We start from the raw sequence: 20,333 nt of genomic DNA on the forward strand, positions 1-20,333 counted from the left end.
AATGAGGCATTCGGGGCTGCTTTCCAGTTTCGGGTTGCGATGATCGGCGCAAAGAGCGGGCCGGGCGATTTTGCGCGCCTCGACGTCCCCGTAATGATCTTGGTATCTTTCGCGCACGGTCTGGGTAGGTCTCGTTGCGTTTTTTCTTTCGCTTGCCGGTGTTTTCGGTGTGGCTACCGATATGATCGATCAGGGCGCGTTAACGGATGTTTTGCTGCAACTGGCGACCGCAATTGCCGGAATTGTTACGATTATCGGGCGTATCGGGGCAACATCACGCATTTCATAATTACACAAACCGTGATAGTCAGAGGCTGATTTTTCCTTTGGGCCCGGCAAGAGGTTTGGTTGTTCATGCATCATTCAGCTGTTGGGCGCTATATAAGGCGGCATGATGAAAAAGAACCCTGCTCTCAAAGTTTTCGCGCTTCTCGCGGTTAGTATTGGCTTGCTGCCGGTCAGTGCCGGTGCATTGCCGATGACTGCGCCGCAGAAGTCCAATCTCGTTGTCGCTGCCGCCAGTGATTGTGCCGCGGTCGGCGAACAGGTGGCCGCCCAGCAGGGTGGCCAGCTGGCCAAGGCAACCGCTACGACGCAAAATGGTCGCCCCATGTGTGTCATCGTCGTGCTGGTGCCGGGCCGTGATGGCGAACGTCCGCGCCGCGTTGAAGTGGCTGTTCCCGCTCAATAACAACGGTTTCGTTGCTGTTCTGCATTTATTGAGGGGAGAACCTTCGCTTGCGTATCCTGATCGTTGAAGACGACAAGGACCTGAACCGGCAGCTTGCGGAAGCAATGGCTGCTGCCGGTTATGTGGTTGACCGCGCCTATGACGGCGAAGAAGGGCATTATCTCGGCGATACCGAGCCTTATGATGCGGTCGTGCTCGACATTGGCCTGCCGCGCATGGACGGCATCAGTGTCGTGGAGCGCTGGCGGCGTAGTGGCCGCACCATGCCCGTTCTCATGCTCACCGCCCGTGACCGCTGGAGCGACAAGGTCGCCGGGATCGACGCGGGCGCCGACGACTATGTCGCCAAGCCTTTCCATATAGAGGAAGTGCTGGCGCGGTTGCGCGCGCTGATCCGTCGTGCGGCTGGCCATGCATCGTCCGAACTTGTCTGCGGGCCGCTCTATCTCGATACGAAAACATCGAAAGCCAGCATCAACGGCGTCGCGCTCAAGCTGACCTCGCACGAATACCGGCTTTTGTCCTATCTGATGCACCATATGGATGAAGTGGTGTCACGCACCGAACTGGTGGAGCACCTTTACGATCAGGATTTTGACCGCGATTCCAACACGATCGAAGTCTTTGTCGGTCGCCTGCGCAAGAAGATGGGCGTGGACCTGATCGAGACCGTGCGCGGCATGGGCTACCGCATCCGTTCGGAAGGCGGGGGCGAAACGAAAGGCGACGACAGCTGAAGCTTCTTCGCGCCTTTCCTCCACTGCGTTCGCTCGCGGTCCGCGTCGTCACCCTCTCAACGATCTGGGTCATCGTCGCCCTTGTGGTGGTGGCGACCTTTATCGGCTCCCTATACGGCGAGGCTGCGCGCAGCAATTTTGAGCGGCTCTTGACCGCCCATCTGTTCAGCCTTGTCGGCGCTGTCAGCACGTCGGGCGAAGGTGCATTGCAGGGGCGCCCGGAACTGGGAGAACTGCGCTATTCCAGCCCGCTGTCCGGCTGGTACTGGTCAGTCGATCCCGTCACGCCAAATCTCACCGGAAAGCTGGAGTCGCCCTCGCTACTGGGGCGCATCGTGCCGGAAATGCCGGTCTCGCAGGCCCCTTTCGACAGTTCCTTCATGCGCAGTTACACCTTGCCCGGTCTTGATGGCGAGGAGCTTTTCATCGTCGAAACCGAAGTGGTGCTGGATAGCGTCAATCGCGTGGCGCGCTTTCGTGTCATGGGCAATCTCAGCGAGATTTTGAAGGAAATATCCGATTTCAGAACCCGCCTCGCCATCTATCTGGCGATTTTCGGCATTGGCAGCATTCTCATAAACGCCGCCGTGATCCTGTTCGGCCTGCGTCCGCTCGACAAGGTACGTCAGTCGCTGGCCGACATTCGCGAAGGACGCTCGTCAAAGCTCGATGCGTCGCTGCCCGTCGAGATTGCGCCGCTCGCCACGGAAATGAACGCGCTGATCGAAAATAATCGCCGCATCATGGAACGGTCGCGAACGCAGGTCGGCAATCTCGCCCATTCTCTCAAGACACCGCTTTCGGTGCTGGTCAATGAAGCGCGGAGCATGGGTGGCGAACACGGACGCATCGTCCAGGAGCAAAGCGAAGCGATGCAGGTGCAGATCCAGCATTATCTGCAACGCGCACGCATTGCAGCCCAACGCGACAGTGTCGTGTTCCGCACGCCTGTAACGCCGGTTCTGGAGCGTATGCAGCGGGTGACAGCTAAACTCAATCCGGCTTTCAACGTCACTTTGCGGAACGATTTGCCTGATGCGGTTTTCGCGGGCGAGCGCGAGGACCTGGAAGAAATCGTCGGAAACCTGCTGGAGAATGCCGGTAAATGGGGCCGCAAACGCATCAATATCCGGCTTGCCCTTGTTGCTGGCGAGCAACGCCAGTTCGAAATCCTGATCGAAGATGACGGGCCGGGGCTGGCATCCGACAAGATCGAGGCGGCGCTGAAACGTGGCAGTCGCGTTGACGAAACGAAGCCCGGAACCGGGCTGGGGCTGGCAATCGTACAGGATACCGTGCGCGAATATGGCGGTGGCTTGCATCTGGGCAAGAGTTCGTTCGGCGGACTGGGAGTCCGGGTCCTGTTGCCCCTGACGGAAGATTGACGGTTGTTTTTGGCTGAAAGCGAACTAAGCATTTCCAGCAAAAGTGCGAAGCGGTTCTGCGTCGGATAATGCGTAAAGACAGAGCATTTCCAGCAAAAGTGCGAAGCGGTTTTGCGTCGGACAATGCGTAAAGACAGAGCATTTCCAGCAAAAGTGCGAAGCGGTTTTGCGTCGGACAATGCGTAAAGACAGAGCATTTCCAGCAAAGGTGCGAAGCGGTTTTGCGTTGGATAATGCGTAAAAACCAAGAGATAGAGCGGATCCATGATTTCGTCTTAACAGGGTCCGCTCTAGAAGATAAATTGAAAAGCCACATGCCGTTATAGTGTGCATGCTAATTGTTTATGAAGGCTGGTTGTTATGGTGATGGTGTCCAGGTTGTCTCACCCGGTTTCAGTTGCTTCGACGATGTTTGCCGTAGCGCTTGCATTGTCAGCTTGTGGCACGACCACCGGCAAGGGGGTCGGGCTAGGCTCGCTGGGCGGCGGCTCTGCGGCGCAGAAGCCCGAAACCAGCCTGTTGACGCCGCTCGGCAATGGTCTTCTCGGGGGCTCTGCAAATCAACTGAATGCAGCCGACCGCAAGAAGGCGCTGGAGGCGGAATATCGCGCGCTTGAATATTCGCCCGCAGGCAAGGCCGTATCGTGGAGCGGCAGCGGATCGAATTCCGGTGATGTGACGGCGGCACAGCCCTATCAGGTCGGCTCGCAGAATTGCCGTCAGTATTCGCACAGCTTCACCATTGGCGGATCGCAGCAGACGTCGCGCGGAACGGCATGTCGCAATCCGGACGGCAGCTGGACCCCGCTGACCTGATTCCTCAACCTTACCTTTGCGGCGAATTGCCCTAGGTGGCAACTTACTGCAGGTAGTGGTTGGTTTTTCCCTTGGCTGCGCTTAAGTCGTAGCCATGGGATTCTGGCTTATTGCAGCACTATTGACATTGGCAGCCACTCTGGTTGTTTTGTTGCCTCTCACGCGGCGCAAACAGGCATTCCTGCCTGCCGAGAAAAACGATCTTGAGGTCTATCGGGACCAGTTGCGCGAGGTCGAAGCTGACGCTGCGCGCGGCATGATCGACCCGCAAAGCGCCGAGCAGGCGCGCATCGAAATTTCACGTCGCATTTTGAATGCCGAAAAGTCAGCGAGAGAAGCTGCTGAAGCCGCAGGCAAAACGATGCCGGGCCGGTTGCTGGCTTTTCTGGCCGTGCTTGCAGTGCCGCTGGTTGCCTGGGGCGTCTACCCGCTGTTCGGAAAGCCGGACATGCCGTCCATGCCGCTCGCCGAGCGGCTTTCGGCGAGCGCGGATCGTGGCTCTGTCGATGAGTTGGTGGCGCGTGCCGAAGCGCATCTGGCGCAGAAACCCGACGATGTGCGCGGATGGGATGTGCTGGCGCCGATTTATCTGCGGCTTGGCCGCGCTGCGGATGCCGTCAATGCCTATCGCAGTTCCATTCGTATCGCGGGCGAGAATTTCCCCCGCGTCCTGGGACTGGGTGAAGCGCTTGCTACCGCTTCGGGTGGCACCGTTACTGCCGAGGCCGAAGGCTTTTTCAAGAAAGCAGCCGATCTCGAACCCAATGACGTGCGCCCGCAATTCTATCTCGCACAGGGCGAAATGCAGGATGGTCGCATGGATTTGGCAGCCAATCGCCTGCAGGCTTTCCTCGATAAAGCGCCCGCCGATGCGCCGTGGCGCGGCCAGATCGAACAGGCTATCGCCCGGCTTCGCGATCCCGCAGCCGGTCAGCAGCAGCCGAAGGGTCCGACCGCTGACGACGTTGATGCCGCTTCGACGCTCAGCCCCGAAGACCGTCAAGCGATGATCGAAGGCATGGTTCAACGTCTTGATGAAAGTCTTCGCCAGAATAGTGGTGATGTCGAAGGCTGGAAGCGCCTTGTGCGCTCCTATATGATCCTCAACCGCCGCGATGCAGCGCTTGACGCTCTTGATCGCGGAATGACAGCCCTCGAAGGCGAGAGCCGGACGAACCTTGAGAGTTTCGCAGCTGGCCTTGGACTAGAGCCAAAGGCAGGGGACGCACAAAAATGAGCGCGACCGCAGATGATAACGCACGCAAAAGCAAACCGACGGCTAATTTCGCCCGTACCGTCAGCCAGAGAAAGCGCAAGCGCCTGTTTCTGATCGGCGGTGCGCTGGCGGTTCTGGCCGTGGCGGTGGGGCTGATGCTGATGGCTTTCAGTCAGGATATCCGCTTCTTCCGCACGCCAGCCGATCTGACGGAACAGGATATGGCCTCCGGCTCGCGGTTTCGTCTCGGCGGTCTCGTGGAGGAAGGGTCCGTCAGCCGCGAGGGCAGCGAACTGCGTTTCACTGTGACCGATACGATCAAGACCGTGAAGGTCGTGTTCGAGGGCATTCCGCCTGATCTCTTCCGTGAAGGGCAGGGCGTCGTCGCCGAAGGGCGTTTCGGAGACGGCGGAGTTTTCCGCGCCGACAACGTGCTGGCGAAACACGATGAGAATTATATTCCCAAGGACCTTGCAGACAGCCTGAAGGAAAAGGGCGTCTGGGAAGGCAAGTAACGGAAAGTGCATTTCCAGCAAAAGTTTGAAACGGTTTTGCGTTCGGGAATGCGTAAAAACAAATGATTGGCGCACCCAAACCGGCGATGTCCGGTTGCGTGCCTGATGGAGACTGCAAATGAGCGTCGAGATCGGCCATTTTGCTCTGGTTCTGGCATTGGCACTGTCGATTGTCCAATCGATCGTGCCGGTGGTCGGCGCGCATCGTCGCGACACACAGCTCATGGCGGTCGCCGTGCCGACGGCGATTGCCGTCTTCGCGCTGATCTGCCTTGCATCGGCGGTGCTCGTTCATGCCTATGTCGTGTCGGATTTCTCGGTCCTCAACGTGGTTGAGAACTCGCACTCGCAAAAGCCACTTCTCTATAAAATCACCGGCGTCTGGGGCAATCACGAAGGCTCCATGCTGCTATGGGTGTTTATTCTCACCTTCTTCAGCGCGCTGGTCGCAGCCTTTTCCGGCAATCTGCCGGAAACGCTGCGCGCCAATGTGCTCGCCGTGCAGGGCTGGATCGGTGTCGCCTTTCTGGCATTCATCATCTTCACCTCGAACCCGTTCACACGTATTTTCCCGGCCCCGATGGAGGGCGGCGACCTCAATCCGATCCTTCAGGACATCGGTCTCGCGATCCATCCGCCGCTGCTTTATCTGGGCTATGTTGGTTTTTCGGTGTGCTTCTCCTTTGCCGTGGCGGCGTTGATCGAAGGGCGTCTCGATGCTGCATGGGCGCGCTGGGTGCGTCCGTGGGCGCTTGTCGCATGGATGTTCCTGACCGGCGGCATCGCCATGGGTTCCTACTGGGCCTATTACGAGCTTGGATGGGGCGGCTGGTGGTTCTGGGATCCGGTTGAAAATGCATCCTTTATGCCCTGGCTGGTCGGCACCGCGCTGCTCCATTCAGCACTCGTCATGGAAAAGCGCTCGGCGCTGAAAATCTGGACCGTGCTGCTTGCGATCCTCACTTTTTCGCTGTCGCTGCTTGGCACCTTCCTCGTCCGCTCCGGCGTTCTGACTTCGGTTCACAGCTTCGCCACCGATCCGGGACGCGGCCTTTTCATTCTGGCGATCCTTGCAATCTTCATTGGCGGTTCGCTGTCGCTTTTCGCGCTCCGGGTGCAGAGCCTGACGGCAGGCGGCATCTTTCATCCGATTTCGCGTGAAGGCGCGCTCGTCTTCAACAATCTGTTCCTGACGACCGCGGCTGCGACCGTGCTGATCGGCACGCTTTATCCGCTGCTGCTGGAAGTGATGACGGGTGACAAGATTTCCGTTGGCGCGCCGTTCTTCAACATGACGTTCGGCCCGCTGATGATCCCGCTTCTGTTTGCGGTTCCCTTCGGTCCGCTGCTCGCCTGGAAACGCGGCGATCTTTACGGCGTGTCGCAACGGTTGATGACGGCTTTCGCGCTCTCGCTTGTGGCTGCGGCAATCGTTCTGTGGAGCACCTCGGCGAAATCGGTTCTCGCCGCCTGCGGCATCGGGCTTGCGGCATGGCTGATTTTCGGCAGCCTGACGGACCTCGTTCTAAAGGCTGGCATAGGCAAGGTCTCCGCGAGCAAGGCGTTGGCGCGCTTCAAGGGTTTGCCGCGCTCGGTCTTCGGTACCGCACTTGCCCATATCGGACTTGGCGTGACACTGCTCGGCATTGTGAGTGTGACCACCTTCGGTACGGAGAATGTGCTGATCATGCGTCCAGGCGATACCGCCAAGGTGCAGGACTACACGCTGCGCTTTGAAGGCCTTCGCCCGCTGACCGGCTCGAACTTTACCGAAAATCGCGGCACGTTCACGCTGCTGGATTCCAGCTCGCGCAGCCTTGGACAGATCGAACCGTCCAAGCGTTTCTTCCCGGCACGCCAGATGCCGACGACAGAATCAGGCATCAAAACGCTGTGGTTCAGCCAGGTCTATGTCGCGCTCGGCGATGAACCGGGCGATGGTTCGGTCGTGGTGCGCATATGGTGGAAGCCCGATGTGACGCTCATCTGGTACGGCGCGCTTGTCATGATGGTGGGTGCGCTCTTCTCCCTGGCGGATCGTCGCCTCCGGGTCGGCGCGCCGTCGCGCAGCCGCAAATCGGCTCGACAAGAGGCGGAGGCCGCAGCATGAAAAAGCGTTCGGCATTTGCGGCACTTTTGCTAGGCGCTGCCCTGGCTATTCAAGGGACTGCGGCGCTTGCGGTCAATCCGGATGAAGTCCTGTCCGATCCGGCGCTTGAAAAGCGCGCTCGCGCCATCTCCGGCGAACTGCGCTGCATGGTCTGCCAGAACGAATCGATCGACGACTCCAATGCCGAACTTGCCCGCGATCTCCGCATTCTCGTGCGTGACCGGCTGAAAGAAGGCGATAGTAACGAACAGGTGATGGATTTCATCGTCGACCGTTATGGTGAATTCGTTCTTTTGAAGCCGCGTCTCAACGCGCGCACCATCCTTCTGTGGGGTTTTCCCGTCGTCATATTGCTGATCGGTGCTGTAGCGCTGGTTTTCGCCTTTCGCGGACGCCGGCAGGCGGGTGAAGCGCCAAAGCCGCTTACGGAAAGCGAAAAGGCCGAACTCTCGCGCCTGCTGGACGGCAAGTGACCATCGGTCGCCTTTGACCGACATTCGCAACCTTACGAAACTTTCATGTTGTGGAAACGGAGCGGTAAGGTAGTCCTATCTATCTTACGCTCTATAAAGGTTTCACGGGCCTGCGTTTCCTGAATGATCAGGGCAGCGGCCGGATTACTGCTCGTAAGGAGAAATAAATGTCCAGAGCCAGGATTTCCAACTATCGCAAGGGCGTTGCCGCGATTGCACTTTCGGCTGTTCTCGCTGGTGGTTTCGTCGCGACTGGGCCGCTCGGCGCGCTCAACGACGCCCGCGCGGATGCCGTTCAGGTGACGCCGCCGCCGCAGGCTGCGGGTTTTGCCGATCTGGTTGAGAAGGTTCGTCCGGCTGTCGTCAGTGTCCGTGTCAAGAAGGACGTGCAGCAGACTGCCGATCGCGGCGGCCAGTTCTCGGGCCCTCCCGGCTTCGACCAGCTTCCGGACGACCATCCGCTCAAGCGCTTCTTCCGTGATTTCGGCATGGACCCGCGTGGCGATGCACGCCCCGATCGCCGTGGCAAGCGAGGCCCACGTCCGGGTCATGAACGCCCGGTCGCCCAAGGGTCTGGCTTCTTCATCTCTGAAGACGGCTATGTCGTCACCAATAATCACGTCGTTTCCGATGGCGATGCCTATAGCGTGGTCATGGACGATGGCACCGAACTTGATGCCAAGCTGATCGGCACCGACCCGCGCACCGATCTGGCTGTGCTCAAGGTCAACGATCCGAAGAAGAAGTTCACCTATGTCGCATTCGGCGACGATAACAAGATCCGCGTCGGTGACTGGGTTGTGGCTGTCGGTAATCCGTTTGGCCTCGGCGGCACGGTGACCTCCGGTATCGTGTCGGCTCGCGGCCGCGATATCGGTGCCGGTCCTTACGATGACTTCATCCAGATCGACGCAGCCGTGAACAAGGGCAATTCCGGTGGTCCGGCCTTCAATCTGTCCGGTCAGGTGATCGGCATCAACACGGCCATCTTCTCGCCTTCGGGCGGCAGCGTGGGCATTGCCTTCGCAATCCCGGCATCCACCGCGAAGCAGGTTGTTGACCAGCTCATCAAGAAGGGCTCGGTGGAACGGGGCTGGATCGGTGTCCAGATACAGCCGGTGACGAAGGATATCGCCGCTTCGCTAGGCCTTGCCGAAGAGAAGGGCGCACTCGTCGCTTCGCCGCAGAAGGATGGTCCTGCTGCCAAGGCCGGCATTCAGTCGGGTGACGTGATCACGGCTGTCAATGGCGAAACCGTGCAGGACCCTCGCGATCTGGCGCGTAAGGTTGCCGGCATCGTTCCTGGTGAAAAGGCGGCGCTCACCGTCTGGCGCAAGAACAAGGCCGAGGAAATCAATATCACCATCGAGGCGATGCCGGGCGATCTCGGCAAGGCGACCAGCCCTTCGGGCGATAACGGCAGCGGTGGCCAGAACGAGACCCTCGACTCCTATGGCCTGACCGTGACACCGTCTGAAGACGGAAACGGCGTGGTGGTAACCGATGTCGATCCTGACAGCGATGCCTCCGACCGCGGTATCCGTTCAGGTGACATCATCGTGAGTGTCAACAATCAGACGGTGAAGAGCGCCAAGGACATCAACAACGCCATCAGCGAAGCCGAAAAGTCGGGTCGCAAGGCAGTGCTGCTGCAATTGCAGAGCAACGATCAAAGCCGCTTCGTGGCCTTGCCGATCGATCAGGGATGATGATCGGCACCCCTTGAGGCTCAGCAATTTGATGCCAGGCGGCGCACCGCCTGGCATCGCCTTGTCACCAATCGGATTATAAGTAGCGCCATGAAGATTCTCGTTATTGAAGACGACCGCGAAGCGGCCCGCTATCTGGAGAAGGCCTTCACGGAGGCCGGACATTCCGCCGATATCGCCGGTGACGGCGAGACCGGCTATGCGCTGGCCGAAAATGGAAGCTACGACGTTCTCGTCGTCGATCGTATGCTGCCGAAGCGCGATGGTCTTTCCGTCGTGGCTGCGTTGCGCGCCAAGGGAATGGAAACGCCGGTACTGATCCTTTCCGCGCTCGGCGAAGTGGATGACCGCGTTACCGGACTGCGCGCTGGCGGCGACGACTATCTGACCAAACCCTATGCATTTTCCGAGCTTTTGGCCCGCGTGGAGGTGCTGCAGCGCCGTTCCAGCCCGCGTGAGGCGGATACGATCTACCGCGTCGGCGATCTGGAGCTCGATCGGCTTGCGCACACCGCGCGCCGTCAGGATGTGGATATTACGCTCCAGCCCCGCGAGTTCCGTCTCCTCGAATATCTGATGCGTCATGCGGGGCAGGTCGTCACGCGCACCATGCTGCTCGAAAATGTCTGGGACTATCACTTCGATCCGCAGACCAACGTCATCGACGTGCATATCTCGCGCCTGCGTTCGAAGATCGAGAAAGGTTTTGACGTTCCGCTGCTTCATACGGTGCGCGGCGCCGGTTACATGCTGAAGGCAGGGCGGGCCAAGCAATCCGCAGCCGCCAAGGAGGATTGATGAGCCGCTTTTCAGCGCTCATGCGCACAACCGCCGTTCGGCTATCGACGCTTTATCTGCTGCTGTTCATTGTGGGCGCGGTGGCGCTGGTCTTCTATATGACCAATCTGTCGGCCTCCATGCTGACCGCGCAGACCCAGCAGTCGCTGGGCGAGGAAGTTGCCAGTATCGGCAAGAGCTATGCGCGAGGCGGCATTCCGCAACTTGTGCGGACAATCGATTATCGTTCGCGCCAGCCGGGCGCTTACCTCTATCTGGTGGCCGACCCGACAGGGCGCGTTCTTTCGGGCAATGTCGAAAGCGTGGAACCCGGTGTTCTAGACACAGATGGCGTTATCGAACGTGGGTTCAAATATAGGCGTTATGGCGAGCAGGGCACCGAGACGGAGCACCGCGCTATTGCTGTCGTGATCGCATTGCCGAACGGCATGAGGCTGCTGGTCGGCCGTGATCTCGGTGAGCCGGAGCGGTTCCGTGACATTATTCGCCAGTCGTTAATGCTGGCGCTGGGCATCATGGGCGTTGGGGCGCTCCTGATCTGGCTGTTTGTCGGGCGGCGCGCATTGAAGCGTATCGATGAGGTTTCACGAGCCTCGCAGCGCATCATGGATGGCGATTTGACGGGCAGGCTTCCGGTCAACGGTTCCGGTGACGAGTTCGACCGCCTGTCGGGCAATCTCAACGTCATGCTCGGCAAAATTCTGGAATTGAACGAGGGGCTGAAACAGGTCTCGGACAATATCGCGCATGATCTCAAAACGCCGCTGACGCGCCTGCGCAATCGTGCGGAAGAAGCCCTTTCCGGCAAGAAGGCCGGGCCTGAATATCGTGAGGCGCTCGAAGATATCATTGGCGAGTCGGATCAATTGATCCGGACCTTCAACGCAATCCTGATGATTTCACGTCTGGAAGCAGGCTATTCGTCCGAAAATCTGGAGAACATGCCGGTAGCGCCGATCCTTCGCGACGTGGCCGAAATGTATGAGCCTGTTGCCGAGGATACGGGCGTGAACCTCACGCTTGGCAATCTGGACGAGGTCGCGCTTCATATCAATCGCGAACTGGTTGGACAGACGATTTCCAATCTCGTCGACAATGCAATTAAGTATGCGGGCGGTGATGGGCAGACTGCGACCGTTAGTCTTTCGATGGAGCGTGATCCGAACTGGGTCCGCATCATTGTTGCCGACAACGGACCCGGCATTCCTGAAGATAAACGCGAACAGGCGACGGAACGGTTTGTTCGTCTTGAGGAGAGCCGCACACAGCCCGGTTCGGGCCTCGGTTTAAGTCTTGCCAAGGCCGTGATGAAATTGCACGGTGGCGCACTTCGTCTGGAAGGCAACGATCCGGGCCTGCGCGCCGTATTGGAGTTTCCGTTGCCCTCGGACAAGGTCGAATAATACCAGGTCTCGTTGAGTTTGACTCATCGAGACTTGGGTATAAGCCCGTGCGGCGATTGAGCATTTTCAGGGCTTGGATAGCGTTGACATCTTAGCGCCCTGCTGTAATGGCGTGACATAAGAGGGGATCATGACGGCAGAAAACGCAGAGGCACTGTTCTTCGACAGCGATATTCGCGCTTTGACGCCGCTTGATACCGCAAGGGCGGAAACCTTCTTGGCCGACCTTGCCGCACGCGCCCGCGAAGAGGACATTTCGGGCGTCGTGACCCTGTTGCAGAAGGCGGAAGCTGTCCGCTTTCTCTCCGCCGTTCTCGATCTTTCTCCATTCATTCGCGAAGCATTGACCCGTCATCCGCGCATTCTCGACCGTATCGCGGCCAAAACGCCGGAGACGGCGTTGAAGGATATTCTGGCGGAAATCGCGGCCTGTGCTGCAAGCGCGGATGTGACGGAAGCCGCGCTCATGACCAGCCTGCGCGTTTTGAAACGCGAGGCGCATGTGCTGATCGCCCTTTGCGATCTCGCCGGGATTTTCGATACGCAGGCAACGACTGGCTGGCTCACCGATCTGGCTGAGGCCTGCACGGGCGCCGCCGTCCGGTTTCTGCTGCTCGATGCGGATAGTGCTGGCAAGATCAAACTTCCCGACCGGGCGCAGCCCGACAAGGACAGCGGCTGGATCGTTCTTGGCATGGGCAAGTTCGGCGCGCGTGAGCTGAATTACTCATCCGATATCGATCTCATCGTCTTCATCGATGAAACCAGACCGGCTATCGGTGAACCGTATGAATGCGTTGAAACCTTTTCACGGCTGACGCGTCGCCTTGTCCGCATTTTGCAGGACCGTACCGGTGACGGCTATGTCTTCCGCGTCGATCTTCGCCTGCGCCCGGACCCCGGCTCGACGCCGCTTGCCATTCCCGTCGGCGCCGCCCTTCATTACTACGAAGGGCGCGGCCAGAACTGGGAGCGCGCTGCCATGATCAAGGCGCGGCCTGTCGCGGGAGACCGCGAATCCGGCAAGCAGGTGCTGGCGGAACTCTCCCCCTATGTCTGGCGCAAATATCTCGACTATGCGGCCATTGCCGACGTGCACTCGATCAAGCGCCAGATTCACGCCCATAAGGGCCACGGCGATATTGCCGTGCGCGGCCATAATGTAAAACTGGGGCGCGGCGGTATCCGCGAAATCGAATTTTTTGTCCAGACGCAGCAGCTTATCGCGGGCGGGCGGTTTCCCGAATTGCGCGGCAACCAGACGGTGCCGATGCTGGCCCGACTGGCCGAACGCGGCTGGATCACCGAGAAGGCCCGCGATGCCTTGGCGAAGGAATATTATTTCCTGCGCGATGTAGAGCATCGCATTCAGATGATTGCCGACGAACAGACCCATATCCTGCCCGAAGACGATGAAGGCTTTGCCCGGGTCGCCCATATGATGGGCTATGCCGATCCGGCAGTCTTTTCCGATGTTTTTCTTGATGCGCTGAAGGTCGTGGAAAAACACTATGCGGCCCTGTTCGAGCAAGCGCCCGAGCTTGGCAGCTCATCCGGCAATCTGGTCTTTACCGGCGATGTGGATGATCCGGGCACGCTGGAGACGCTCGCCGCCATGGGCTATGAGCGTCCGAGCGATATATGCCGTGTGATCCGCACATGGCACTTCGGGCGGTATCGCGCCACGCAATCGGCGGAAGCGCGCGAGCGCCTGACCGAACTGACGCCCGCGCTGCTCAAGGCTTTTGCCGAAACCAAGCGCGCGGACGAGGCGCTATTGCGTTTCGACGGTTTTTTGAAAGGACTGCCATCGGGCATCCAGCTTTTCAGCCTGCTGCAATCCAACCCCCGTCTCCTGAACCTTCTCGTGATGATCATGAGCGCCGCGCCCCGGCTCGCCGAAATCATCACGCGCAACCCGCATGTTTTCGACGGTCTGCTTGATCCGGCGATTTTCTCCGAAATGCCGACGCGCGCCTATCTGGAAGAGCGCCTGCACGTGTTTCTGGGGCCTGCGACCGACTACGAGGAAGTGCTGGACCGGCTGCGCATCTTCGCTGCCGAGCATCGCTTTCTGATCGGTATCCGTCTGCTGACAAGCGCGATTGACGGCGTACGCGCTGGTCGCGCTTTCTCCGATCTCGCCGAACTGATGATCGGCAAGGCATTCGAAGTTGTCGAAGCCGAACTGGAGCGGCGCCACGGCAAGGTGAAGGGCGCCAAAGTCGCTCTTCTTGCCATGGGCAAGCTTGGCAGTCGCGAGCTAACCGCTGGTTCCGATGTCGATCTGATCCTGCTTTACGATCACGACAAGGAAACGGATGAATCCGATGGCGAAAAGCCGCTGGCTCCCTCGCAATATTATATCCGCCTGACGCAGCGGCTCATCGCGGCGCTTTCCGCGCCGACAGCCGAAGGCGTGCTTTACGAAGTCGATATGCGGCTGCGGCCCTCCGGCAACAAGGGGCCTGTTGCGACCCATATCGACGCTTTCGGCAAGTATCAGCGCAGCGAAGCATGGACATGGGAACATATGGCCCTGACCCGCGCACGCCCGATCCACGGCGACGAGACCTTCATGGATCACATCAGAGGGGAGATCGACACGGTTCTGTTTGGGCCGCGCGATGTGAAGAAGATCGCCAAGGATGTGCGCGAGATGCGCGACCTCATCTATCAGGAAAAACCGCCGGCAGACGATTGGGATTTCAAGCTGAAGCCCGGCGGCATTGTCGATCTGGAGTTCATTGCGCAATTTGCCGTATTGGCAAACAAGCTCGACCGGAAGCCGCGTCCCTTGGGTACAGAAGAAATCCTTTCAGCGCTCGATCCGTCCTTTGCCGATCCGGCGCGTGCCGACAATCTGGTGAATGCGCACCGCCTCTATACCAATTTGAGCCAGACGATCCGTCTGTGCCTTGGAAGCGATGCCAAACGTGAAGAATTCATACCCGGCATGATCGACCTGCTATGTCGTGCGGCCGACATGCCAGACATAAAGCGCGTCGAGCATCATCTGGCGGAAGTCGCCGTTGAGGTACGGACAAGTTTCGAGAAGCTTTTGAATATCTAATCAGGCGGCGTAGGTTTCTGCACCATTTCCAACATGGCCGCGCTTGCGGTCAGGGATGCAGACCGAAACCACGGTGCCAACGCCTTCGGTTGAGCGAATGCGAAGCCAGCCGCCGTGAAGCTCGGCCAACGAGCGGGTGATGGCAAGCCCGAGGCCAGAGCCGGTATGGGTCTTGGTGAACTGGTTTTCCACCTGCTCAAAGGGCTGGCCGATCTTCTTGATTGCCGATTTCGGAATGCCGACGCCAGTATCCCGAATCGTCATGAACAGGGCTGATCCGGTCTTGCGCGCCCGCACCGTGATCTGTCCACCATAGGACGTGAACTTCACCGCATTGGAAAGAAGGTTGATTAACACCTGCTTGATCGCCCGGCGGTCGGCATAAAGCTGCATCGCATCTTCGATACGCGTATTGACCGCAATATTCTTCTCATCCGCCTGCAGCGAGATCATGCGCACCGTTTCATTGATGAGCGGGCAGAGATCGATCTGCTCACGGTCGAGCGAGAAATGTCCGGCCTCGATCTTCGACATGTCGAGAATGTCGTTGATGACGTTGAGCAGGAAGTTACCGCTCGTATGGATGTCGTTGATGTATTCCTCGTAACGGTCGGAGCCGAGCGGACCGAACGTGCCAGCCTGGATCATTTCCGAGAAACCGATGATGGCATTGAGCGGCGTGCGCAGCTCATGGGACATATTGGCGAGGAATTCTGATTTGGCGCGGTTCGCAGCCTCGGCGCGTTCCTTTTCCTGGCCGTATTTCCGGGCAAGCTCTGACAACTCGCGTACACGGTCGCGTTCGCCCTTGCGCGCAATCGAAAGGTCGTGAATGGTCGCCATCAGGCGACGTTCGCTGTCCACCAAGCGTTCCTGATGCAGCTTGAGCTGGGTAATGTCGGTGCCGATGGAAACAAGACCGCCATCTTGCGTGCGGCGTTCGTTGACCTGCAGCCAGCGGCCATCGCTCAACTGGCGCTCGAAAGTCTGGCCACCGGCGCGGTTATGTTCATTGGCCATGCGACGCTCGAAAGTGAATGGGCGCGTATGGGCGTCGACTTCGTTGCGCGGCACACCGGGTTTCAGCGTCCAGACCGGAAGGCCGGCATATTCGCTGAACTTGGAATTCGCCATGACGAGGCGATTGTTGGAATCCCACAGGATGAAGGCTTCCGAAATATTCTCGATGGCTTCGCGGATACGCATATCGGCTTCCGCCGTCTGCTGCGCGAAACGGTGCTGTTCGCTGACGTCGAAAGCGATGCCGACCAGATGAAGATCGCCTTCGCTGGCAATTTCGGCGCGAACGCGCATCCACACCCATGAACCATCGGCATGGCGCATGCGGAAGACGCGGTCGACATGCGAAATATCGCCAGCCGCCGCTTGCTCGGCGATGGAATAGAGGTCGCCATCTTCCGTATTTATGATCGCGGCCACATCGCCGAAAGGCAGCACTGCGTCCTGCGCCTCGTAGCCCAGCATTTCATACATGGAGCGCGACCAGTAGATGCGGCCGCGCGCCATGTCCCAGTCCCACAGGCCGCAACGACCGCGCGCCAGCGCCAGATCGATACGCCGCTGGATCTGGCCGGAAAGATCATCGGCCTCGCGCGCCCGCGCTGCCTGGCTGAAATAGGCATAGAGAATGGCGAACATCACGCCGGTCGTGCCTGCGAAGAGCGTCACATTGAGTGACACGGCCCGCCGCCATTCCGCAAAGATGGCGCTTTCCGGCTCCACGGCGATGACGGAATAGGGCAGGGTCATCGGCTTCGACAGGGCGCCGAAAGCCGATTCACCCTGCAACATGACTTTCAGCACGCCTGCTCGTTCTGCAAACAGGAATAACGGTTGCGCTTCTGCAAGGATCGTATCGATCGGCTTGCCGGACAAATCGGAAAGCGGGCCCGAGGCCGCCACCACGGAAGACTGCGGGTCGATGACGGCGAGCGTCATGTTCGAGGATGACGGTCCGCGAGAGCGGAATTCCGCCATCGTGTCCTGAATATCCTTCGCGGATATCTGCGCTCCGGCGTCGGTGCCATTGGCAACGCGTTCGATCATCTGGGCAAGATTGGCGGTTGCCGCCGACAGGAAAGCCTTGTGCTGCTGCTCGATATCGTCGCGCCATGCAAGCATCGAAAAGACGCGAGCAACACCCAGAATAATCAGGAAAATGATGATGAGCGCGGGAACGAGGCGACGAAGGATAGGCTCGATTGAGATGAACTTGCCATAGGCCGGACCAGCAAGAAGACTGACATGGCCCGAAAGCTTGCCCTTCCTTCTTTTCCGACCGGATTCGCAATGCGTCCCCGCCGGCGCGCCATACGCGTCGGTGCTCGCCATATAATGGTCCCTCGTGAATTCCCTGCGAGTGAAGTGATTCGGAATACGCCACCTCCGAATATCCTCAATGAATCAAAAGTGATTCGCGCTGTCCAGCGAATTCGTTAACGAGGCGTAAAAAACGGGAATTTCATCGGTCAATTTGTCCATGAATCTCAAGCTCTTAAGTAGAATCGATGTCCTATCTGATTCGTCTAAACGCATGAAAAGACTCATGAAAGCTGACTGCCTTGCCGCCTTTACCGCATTCCGCGTGAAAAGGTCCGTTCCGGGAGCGTAACAGCAACCGGAACGGACGAATCATCACGACGGCAGGATGGACCGCGAATCAGGCGAGAGTGCGGTCCACGATGTCGCGCAGATCGGTGGACAGTTTTCCCGCGCCGGATATGCGCGCCAGCGCCGCCCTTGCATGTTCGCGACGAGCATCTTCGAGTGAGCGCCACGAACGCAGCGCAGTCAGAAGCCGTGCCGCGAGCTGCGGGTTCTCCGGATCGATGGACAGGATCGTATCGGCAAAGAACGCGTAAGCCGCACCGTCCTTGCGGTTGAAGCCGGTCGGGTTGGATGCGGAGAACGAGCCGATCAACGAACGCACGCGGTTCGGATTGTCGAGCGAGAAGAGCGCGTGTTTCGTAAGGTCGCGCACAGCCTGCAAGGCCACATCGCCGGGACGGCTTGCCTGCACGCTGAACCACTTATCCATCACAAGACCATCCATGCCGAACTGTCGCTCGAAACTTGCCAGCGCGTCCTTTGCTTCGCTCGAATCGCCAAACCGATGCACCAGTATGGTCAGTGCTGCGAAGCGGTCGGTCATATTGTCCGCAACAGCGAACTGGTTGGCGGCGCGTTGCTGGCTGTTCTCGTGGCGGGTAAGATAATCGAGCAGCACATTTCGCAAGGCACGCTTGCCTGCTGCACCTGCGTCCGGTGAGAAAGCGCCATCTTGTTTCAGGGCATCGTAGAGACTGGCGAAGTCCTTGGAGTAACGGGCGGCAATGGCGTCCACCAGATGGTGTCGGCTGGCGAGGATCGCATCGGGATCGACATTGCTTCCCATCTCGCGCGCGATATCGCTTTCGCTCGGCAATGTCAGGCAGAGTGCGCGGAAGGCAGGATCAAGGGTTTCATCGGATGCCACTTTGCCCGCGAGTTCAACGATCTTGTCTTCAACTGCCGGGGCATGACCGCCGCGCACACGCTTGGCGCCTTCAAGCAGAACCTGGTTGAAAATTCCGGTCAATGCCTGCCAGCGCGCCACCGGGTCGCTGTCGTTGAGGGCCAGGAATGCGCGATCATCATCCGATAACGGCGCCGTCAGATTAACGGGAGCCGAGAATCCGCGCAGCAGCGACGGAACCGGGCGTTCCTTGATGCCATGAAAGACGATTGTTTCGGATGAATGGTGCAGATGGATGACGTCACCGCGTACATCCCCGCCATCGACGGAAGCTGCAACCATATCCTTGCCGTCAGGCCCGATCAGGCCGAAGGCAATCGGGATGTGCATGGGCTTCTTGGTCGCTTGTCCGGGCGTAGCTCCAAGCGACTGTGTCAGTTCAATCGTAAAGGTTTCTTTCGCGGCGTCATGAGTGAAAGTAGCTTCCACTTTCGGCGTTCCGGCCTGATCGTACCAGAGTGCGAATTGCGAAAAGTCCTGACCGGAAACATCGGCAAAAACCTTGACGAAATCCTCGATGGTCGCAGCATCTCCGTCATGGCGCTCGAAATAGAGGTCCATGCCCTTGCGGAACAGCTCGGGCCCGATGATCGTGCGGATCATGCGCACCACTTCCGAGCCTTTCTCATAAACGGTCGCCGTATAGAAGTTGTTGATCTCTCGGTATTCGCGCGGGCGCACCGGGTGGGCAAGTGGCCCGGCATCCTCGGGAAATTGCTGCGCTTTCAGAATTTTCACTTCGGAAATGCGCTTGACCGGGCGCGAACGCTCATCGGCGGAAAATTCGTGATCGCGATAGACGGTCAGGCCTTCCTTGAGGCACAGCTGGAACCAGTCGCGGCAGGTGATGCGGTTGCCTGTCCAATTGTGGAAATATTCGTGCGCGATGACCGCCTCGATGCCCGCATAGTCGACATCGGTTGCCGTTTCGGGGTCGGCCAGCACATATTTGTCGTTGAAGACGTTAAGCCCCTTGTTCTCCATCGCGCCCATGTTGAAATCGGACACGGCGACGATGTTGAAAACATCGAGATCATATTCGCGGCCGAACTTTTCCTCGTCCCAGCGCATGGAGCGTTTCAATGCATCCATTGCATAGAGCGCGCGGCCTTCCTTGCCATGTTCGACATAGATCGCCAGATCGACCGGCCTTCCGGATTGCGTGGTGAAGTGATCCTTCACGACGCCGAGCGATCCGGCAACGAGCGCAAAGAGATAGGATGGTTTCGGATGCGGATCGTGCCAGACGGCGAAATGCCGGTCCGGTTTGCCTTCGACCGATCCACTGTCGACCGGATTGCCGTTGGACAGAAGAATTGGAGCAGCTTGCCTGTCGGCGTCGATGCGGACGGTATAGACTGACAGCACGTCCGGGCGGTCGTAATAATAGGTGATGCGGCGGAAGCCTTCGGCCTCGCATTGGGTGCAATAGACGCCGCTTGAGCGATAAAGGCCGGATAGCTGCCGGTTTGTCGTCGGATTGATTTCCGTCACGATTTCAAGCGTGAAGCGCTTTCCTTCCGGCAGGTCGCTGATTTCAAGCTGGTCGGGCGTTGCGACATAGCTGTTGTCGGCAAGAGGCTTGCCGTCGATGGCGATGCTGACAAGCTTCAGTTCGTCACCGTCCAGCACCAAGGGCGTGCCGGCTCGAGTGTCATCGCGGCGCTCAATCGTAAGGGTCGCACTGACGATGGTTTTTTCCGGTTCCAGTGAGAAGTCCAGTTTGGTCTCGGGTATGGCGTAAGGGGTCGGACGGTAATCTTCGAGGCGGAATGTCTGGCCGGTTTCAGTACGCATAGCGAAACTCTCTCCCTGAACTCTCTTTGAACTTACGATACTGGTTTCGTACCCAAAATTGCTGCCGAGGGAAAC

At 58.8% G+C, this 20,333-nt stretch carries 14 protein-coding genes and 1 pseudogene; 13 read left to right on the top strand and 2 right to left on the bottom strand.

Going from position 1 to position 20,333, the window contains the following annotated elements; genetic code table 11:
- Positions 1 to 97: 97 nt before the first annotated feature.
- The 13 genes and pseudogenes from AC0TOF_RS02145 to AC0TOF_RS02205 all read left to right on the top strand — a co-directional run.
- A pseudogene (locus tag AC0TOF_RS02145) lies at positions 98 to 289 on the top strand (hypothetical protein); the annotation flags it as partial.
- A gap of 105 nt (positions 290 to 394) precedes the next feature.
- Positions 395 to 691, top strand: a complete 297-nt coding sequence (locus AC0TOF_RS02150) for a hypothetical protein (protein WP_473767078.1) — start codon at positions 395 to 397, stop codon at positions 689 to 691.
- Between the two features lie 47 nt (positions 692 to 738).
- Complete coding sequence (locus AC0TOF_RS02155; RefSeq protein ID WP_122002668.1) at positions 739 to 1,428, top strand: response regulator transcription factor; 690 nt, start codon at positions 739 to 741, stop codon at positions 1,426 to 1,428.
- An 86-nt stretch (positions 1,429 to 1,514) separates the two neighbouring features.
- Positions 1,515 to 2,813, top strand: a complete 1,299-nt coding sequence (locus AC0TOF_RS02160) for an ATP-binding protein (protein WP_473767055.1) — start codon at positions 1,515 to 1,517, stop codon at positions 2,811 to 2,813.
- 360 nt (positions 2,814 to 3,173) lie between these two features.
- Positions 3,174 to 3,629 carry a hypothetical protein gene (locus AC0TOF_RS02165; protein WP_473767056.1) on the top strand — a complete coding sequence of 152 codons (456 nt, stop codon included), beginning with the start codon at positions 3,174 to 3,176 and terminating at the stop codon, positions 3,627 to 3,629.
- 94 nt (positions 3,630 to 3,723) lie between these two features.
- Positions 3,724 to 4,866, top strand: a complete 1,143-nt coding sequence (gene ccmI / locus AC0TOF_RS02170) for a c-type cytochrome biogenesis protein CcmI (protein ID WP_473767057.1) — start codon at positions 3,724 to 3,726, stop codon at positions 4,864 to 4,866.
- Entirely contained in the window at positions 4,863 to 5,360 is a 498-nt protein-coding gene (ccmE, locus tag AC0TOF_RS02175; RefSeq protein WP_122002664.1) for a cytochrome c maturation protein CcmE, read from the top strand. The genes ccmI and ccmE overlap by 4 nt, the downstream gene beginning before the upstream one ends.
- A gap of 118 nt (positions 5,361 to 5,478) precedes the next feature.
- Positions 5,479 to 7,470, top strand: coding sequence for a heme lyase CcmF/NrfE family subunit (locus tag AC0TOF_RS02180; protein ID WP_473767058.1), 1,992 nt, complete (start codon positions 5,479 to 5,481; stop codon positions 7,468 to 7,470).
- Positions 7,467 to 7,943 carry a cytochrome c-type biogenesis protein gene (locus AC0TOF_RS02185; RefSeq protein WP_473767059.1) on the top strand — a complete coding sequence of 159 codons (477 nt, stop codon included), beginning with the start codon at positions 7,467 to 7,469 and terminating at the stop codon, positions 7,941 to 7,943. The genes AC0TOF_RS02180 and AC0TOF_RS02185 overlap by 4 nt, the downstream gene beginning before the upstream one ends.
- A gap of 167 nt (positions 7,944 to 8,110) precedes the next feature.
- The gene (locus tag AC0TOF_RS02190; RefSeq protein WP_122002661.1) at positions 8,111 to 9,652 is read left to right on the top strand and encodes a Do family serine endopeptidase; all 1,542 of its coding nucleotides are present in this window, start codon (positions 8,111 to 8,113) and stop codon (positions 9,650 to 9,652) included.
- Between the two features lie 90 nt (positions 9,653 to 9,742).
- A complete protein-coding gene (locus AC0TOF_RS02195; protein WP_473767060.1) occupies positions 9,743 to 10,450 on the top strand; it encodes a response regulator transcription factor in 708 nt (235 codons plus the stop codon).
- Positions 10,447 to 11,853, top strand: a complete 1,407-nt coding sequence (locus tag AC0TOF_RS02200; RefSeq protein WP_473767061.1) for a sensor histidine kinase — start codon at positions 10,447 to 10,449, stop codon at positions 11,851 to 11,853. Before AC0TOF_RS02195 ends, AC0TOF_RS02200 begins: the two co-directional genes overlap by 4 nt.
- A gap of 130 nt (positions 11,854 to 11,983) precedes the next feature.
- Positions 11,984 to 14,926 carry a bifunctional [glutamine synthetase] adenylyltransferase/[glutamine synthetase]-adenylyl-L-tyrosine phosphorylase gene (locus tag AC0TOF_RS02205; protein ID WP_473767062.1) on the top strand — a complete coding sequence of 981 codons (2,943 nt, stop codon included), beginning with the start codon at positions 11,984 to 11,986 and terminating at the stop codon, positions 14,924 to 14,926.
- Here the strand turns inward: AC0TOF_RS02205 and AC0TOF_RS02210 are convergent, their stop codons facing one another.
- Positions 14,927 to 17,278 carry a PAS domain-containing sensor histidine kinase gene (locus AC0TOF_RS02210; protein ID WP_473767063.1) on the bottom strand — a complete coding sequence of 784 codons (2,352 nt, stop codon included), beginning with the start codon at positions 17,276 to 17,278 and terminating at the stop codon, positions 14,927 to 14,929.
- A gap of 328 nt (positions 17,279 to 17,606) precedes the next feature.
- Positions 17,607 to 20,258, bottom strand: a complete 2,652-nt coding sequence (gene pepN, locus AC0TOF_RS02215; protein ID WP_473767064.1) for an aminopeptidase N — start codon at positions 20,256 to 20,258, stop codon at positions 17,607 to 17,609.
- Positions 20,259 to 20,333 lie beyond the last annotated feature (75 nt).

It is taken from the genome of Ochrobactrum sp. PL_is501 (genome assembly GCF_055816895.1).

Coding starts and splice junctions, on each gene's coding strand:
- AC0TOF_RS02190 (WP_122002661.1), top strand. CDS start 8,111: ATGTCCAGAGCCAGGATTTCCAACTATCGCAAGGGCGTTGCCGCGATT.
- ccmE (WP_122002664.1), top strand. CDS start 4,863: ATGAGCGCGACCGCAGATGATAACGCACGCAAAAGCAAACCGACGGCT.
- AC0TOF_RS02195 (WP_473767060.1), top strand. CDS start 9,743: ATGAAGATTCTCGTTATTGAAGACGACCGCGAAGCGGCCCGCTATCTG.
- AC0TOF_RS02185 (WP_473767059.1), top strand. CDS start 7,467: ATGAAAAAGCGTTCGGCATTTGCGGCACTTTTGCTAGGCGCTGCCCTG.
- AC0TOF_RS02210 (WP_473767063.1), bottom strand. CDS start 17,278: ATGGCGAGCACCGACGCGTATGGCGCGCCGGCGGGGACGCATTGCGAA.
- pepN (WP_473767064.1), bottom strand. CDS start 20,258: ATGCGTACTGAAACCGGCCAGACATTCCGCCTCGAAGATTACCGTCCG.
- ccmI (WP_473767057.1), top strand. CDS start 3,724: ATGGGATTCTGGCTTATTGCAGCACTATTGACATTGGCAGCCACTCTG.
- AC0TOF_RS02205 (WP_473767062.1), top strand. CDS start 11,984: ATGACGGCAGAAAACGCAGAGGCACTGTTCTTCGACAGCGATATTCGC.
- AC0TOF_RS02180 (WP_473767058.1), top strand. CDS start 5,479: ATGAGCGTCGAGATCGGCCATTTTGCTCTGGTTCTGGCATTGGCACTG.
- AC0TOF_RS02165 (WP_473767056.1), top strand. CDS start 3,174: ATGGTGATGGTGTCCAGGTTGTCTCACCCGGTTTCAGTTGCTTCGACG.
- AC0TOF_RS02150 (WP_473767078.1), top strand. CDS start 395: ATGAAAAAGAACCCTGCTCTCAAAGTTTTCGCGCTTCTCGCGGTTAGT.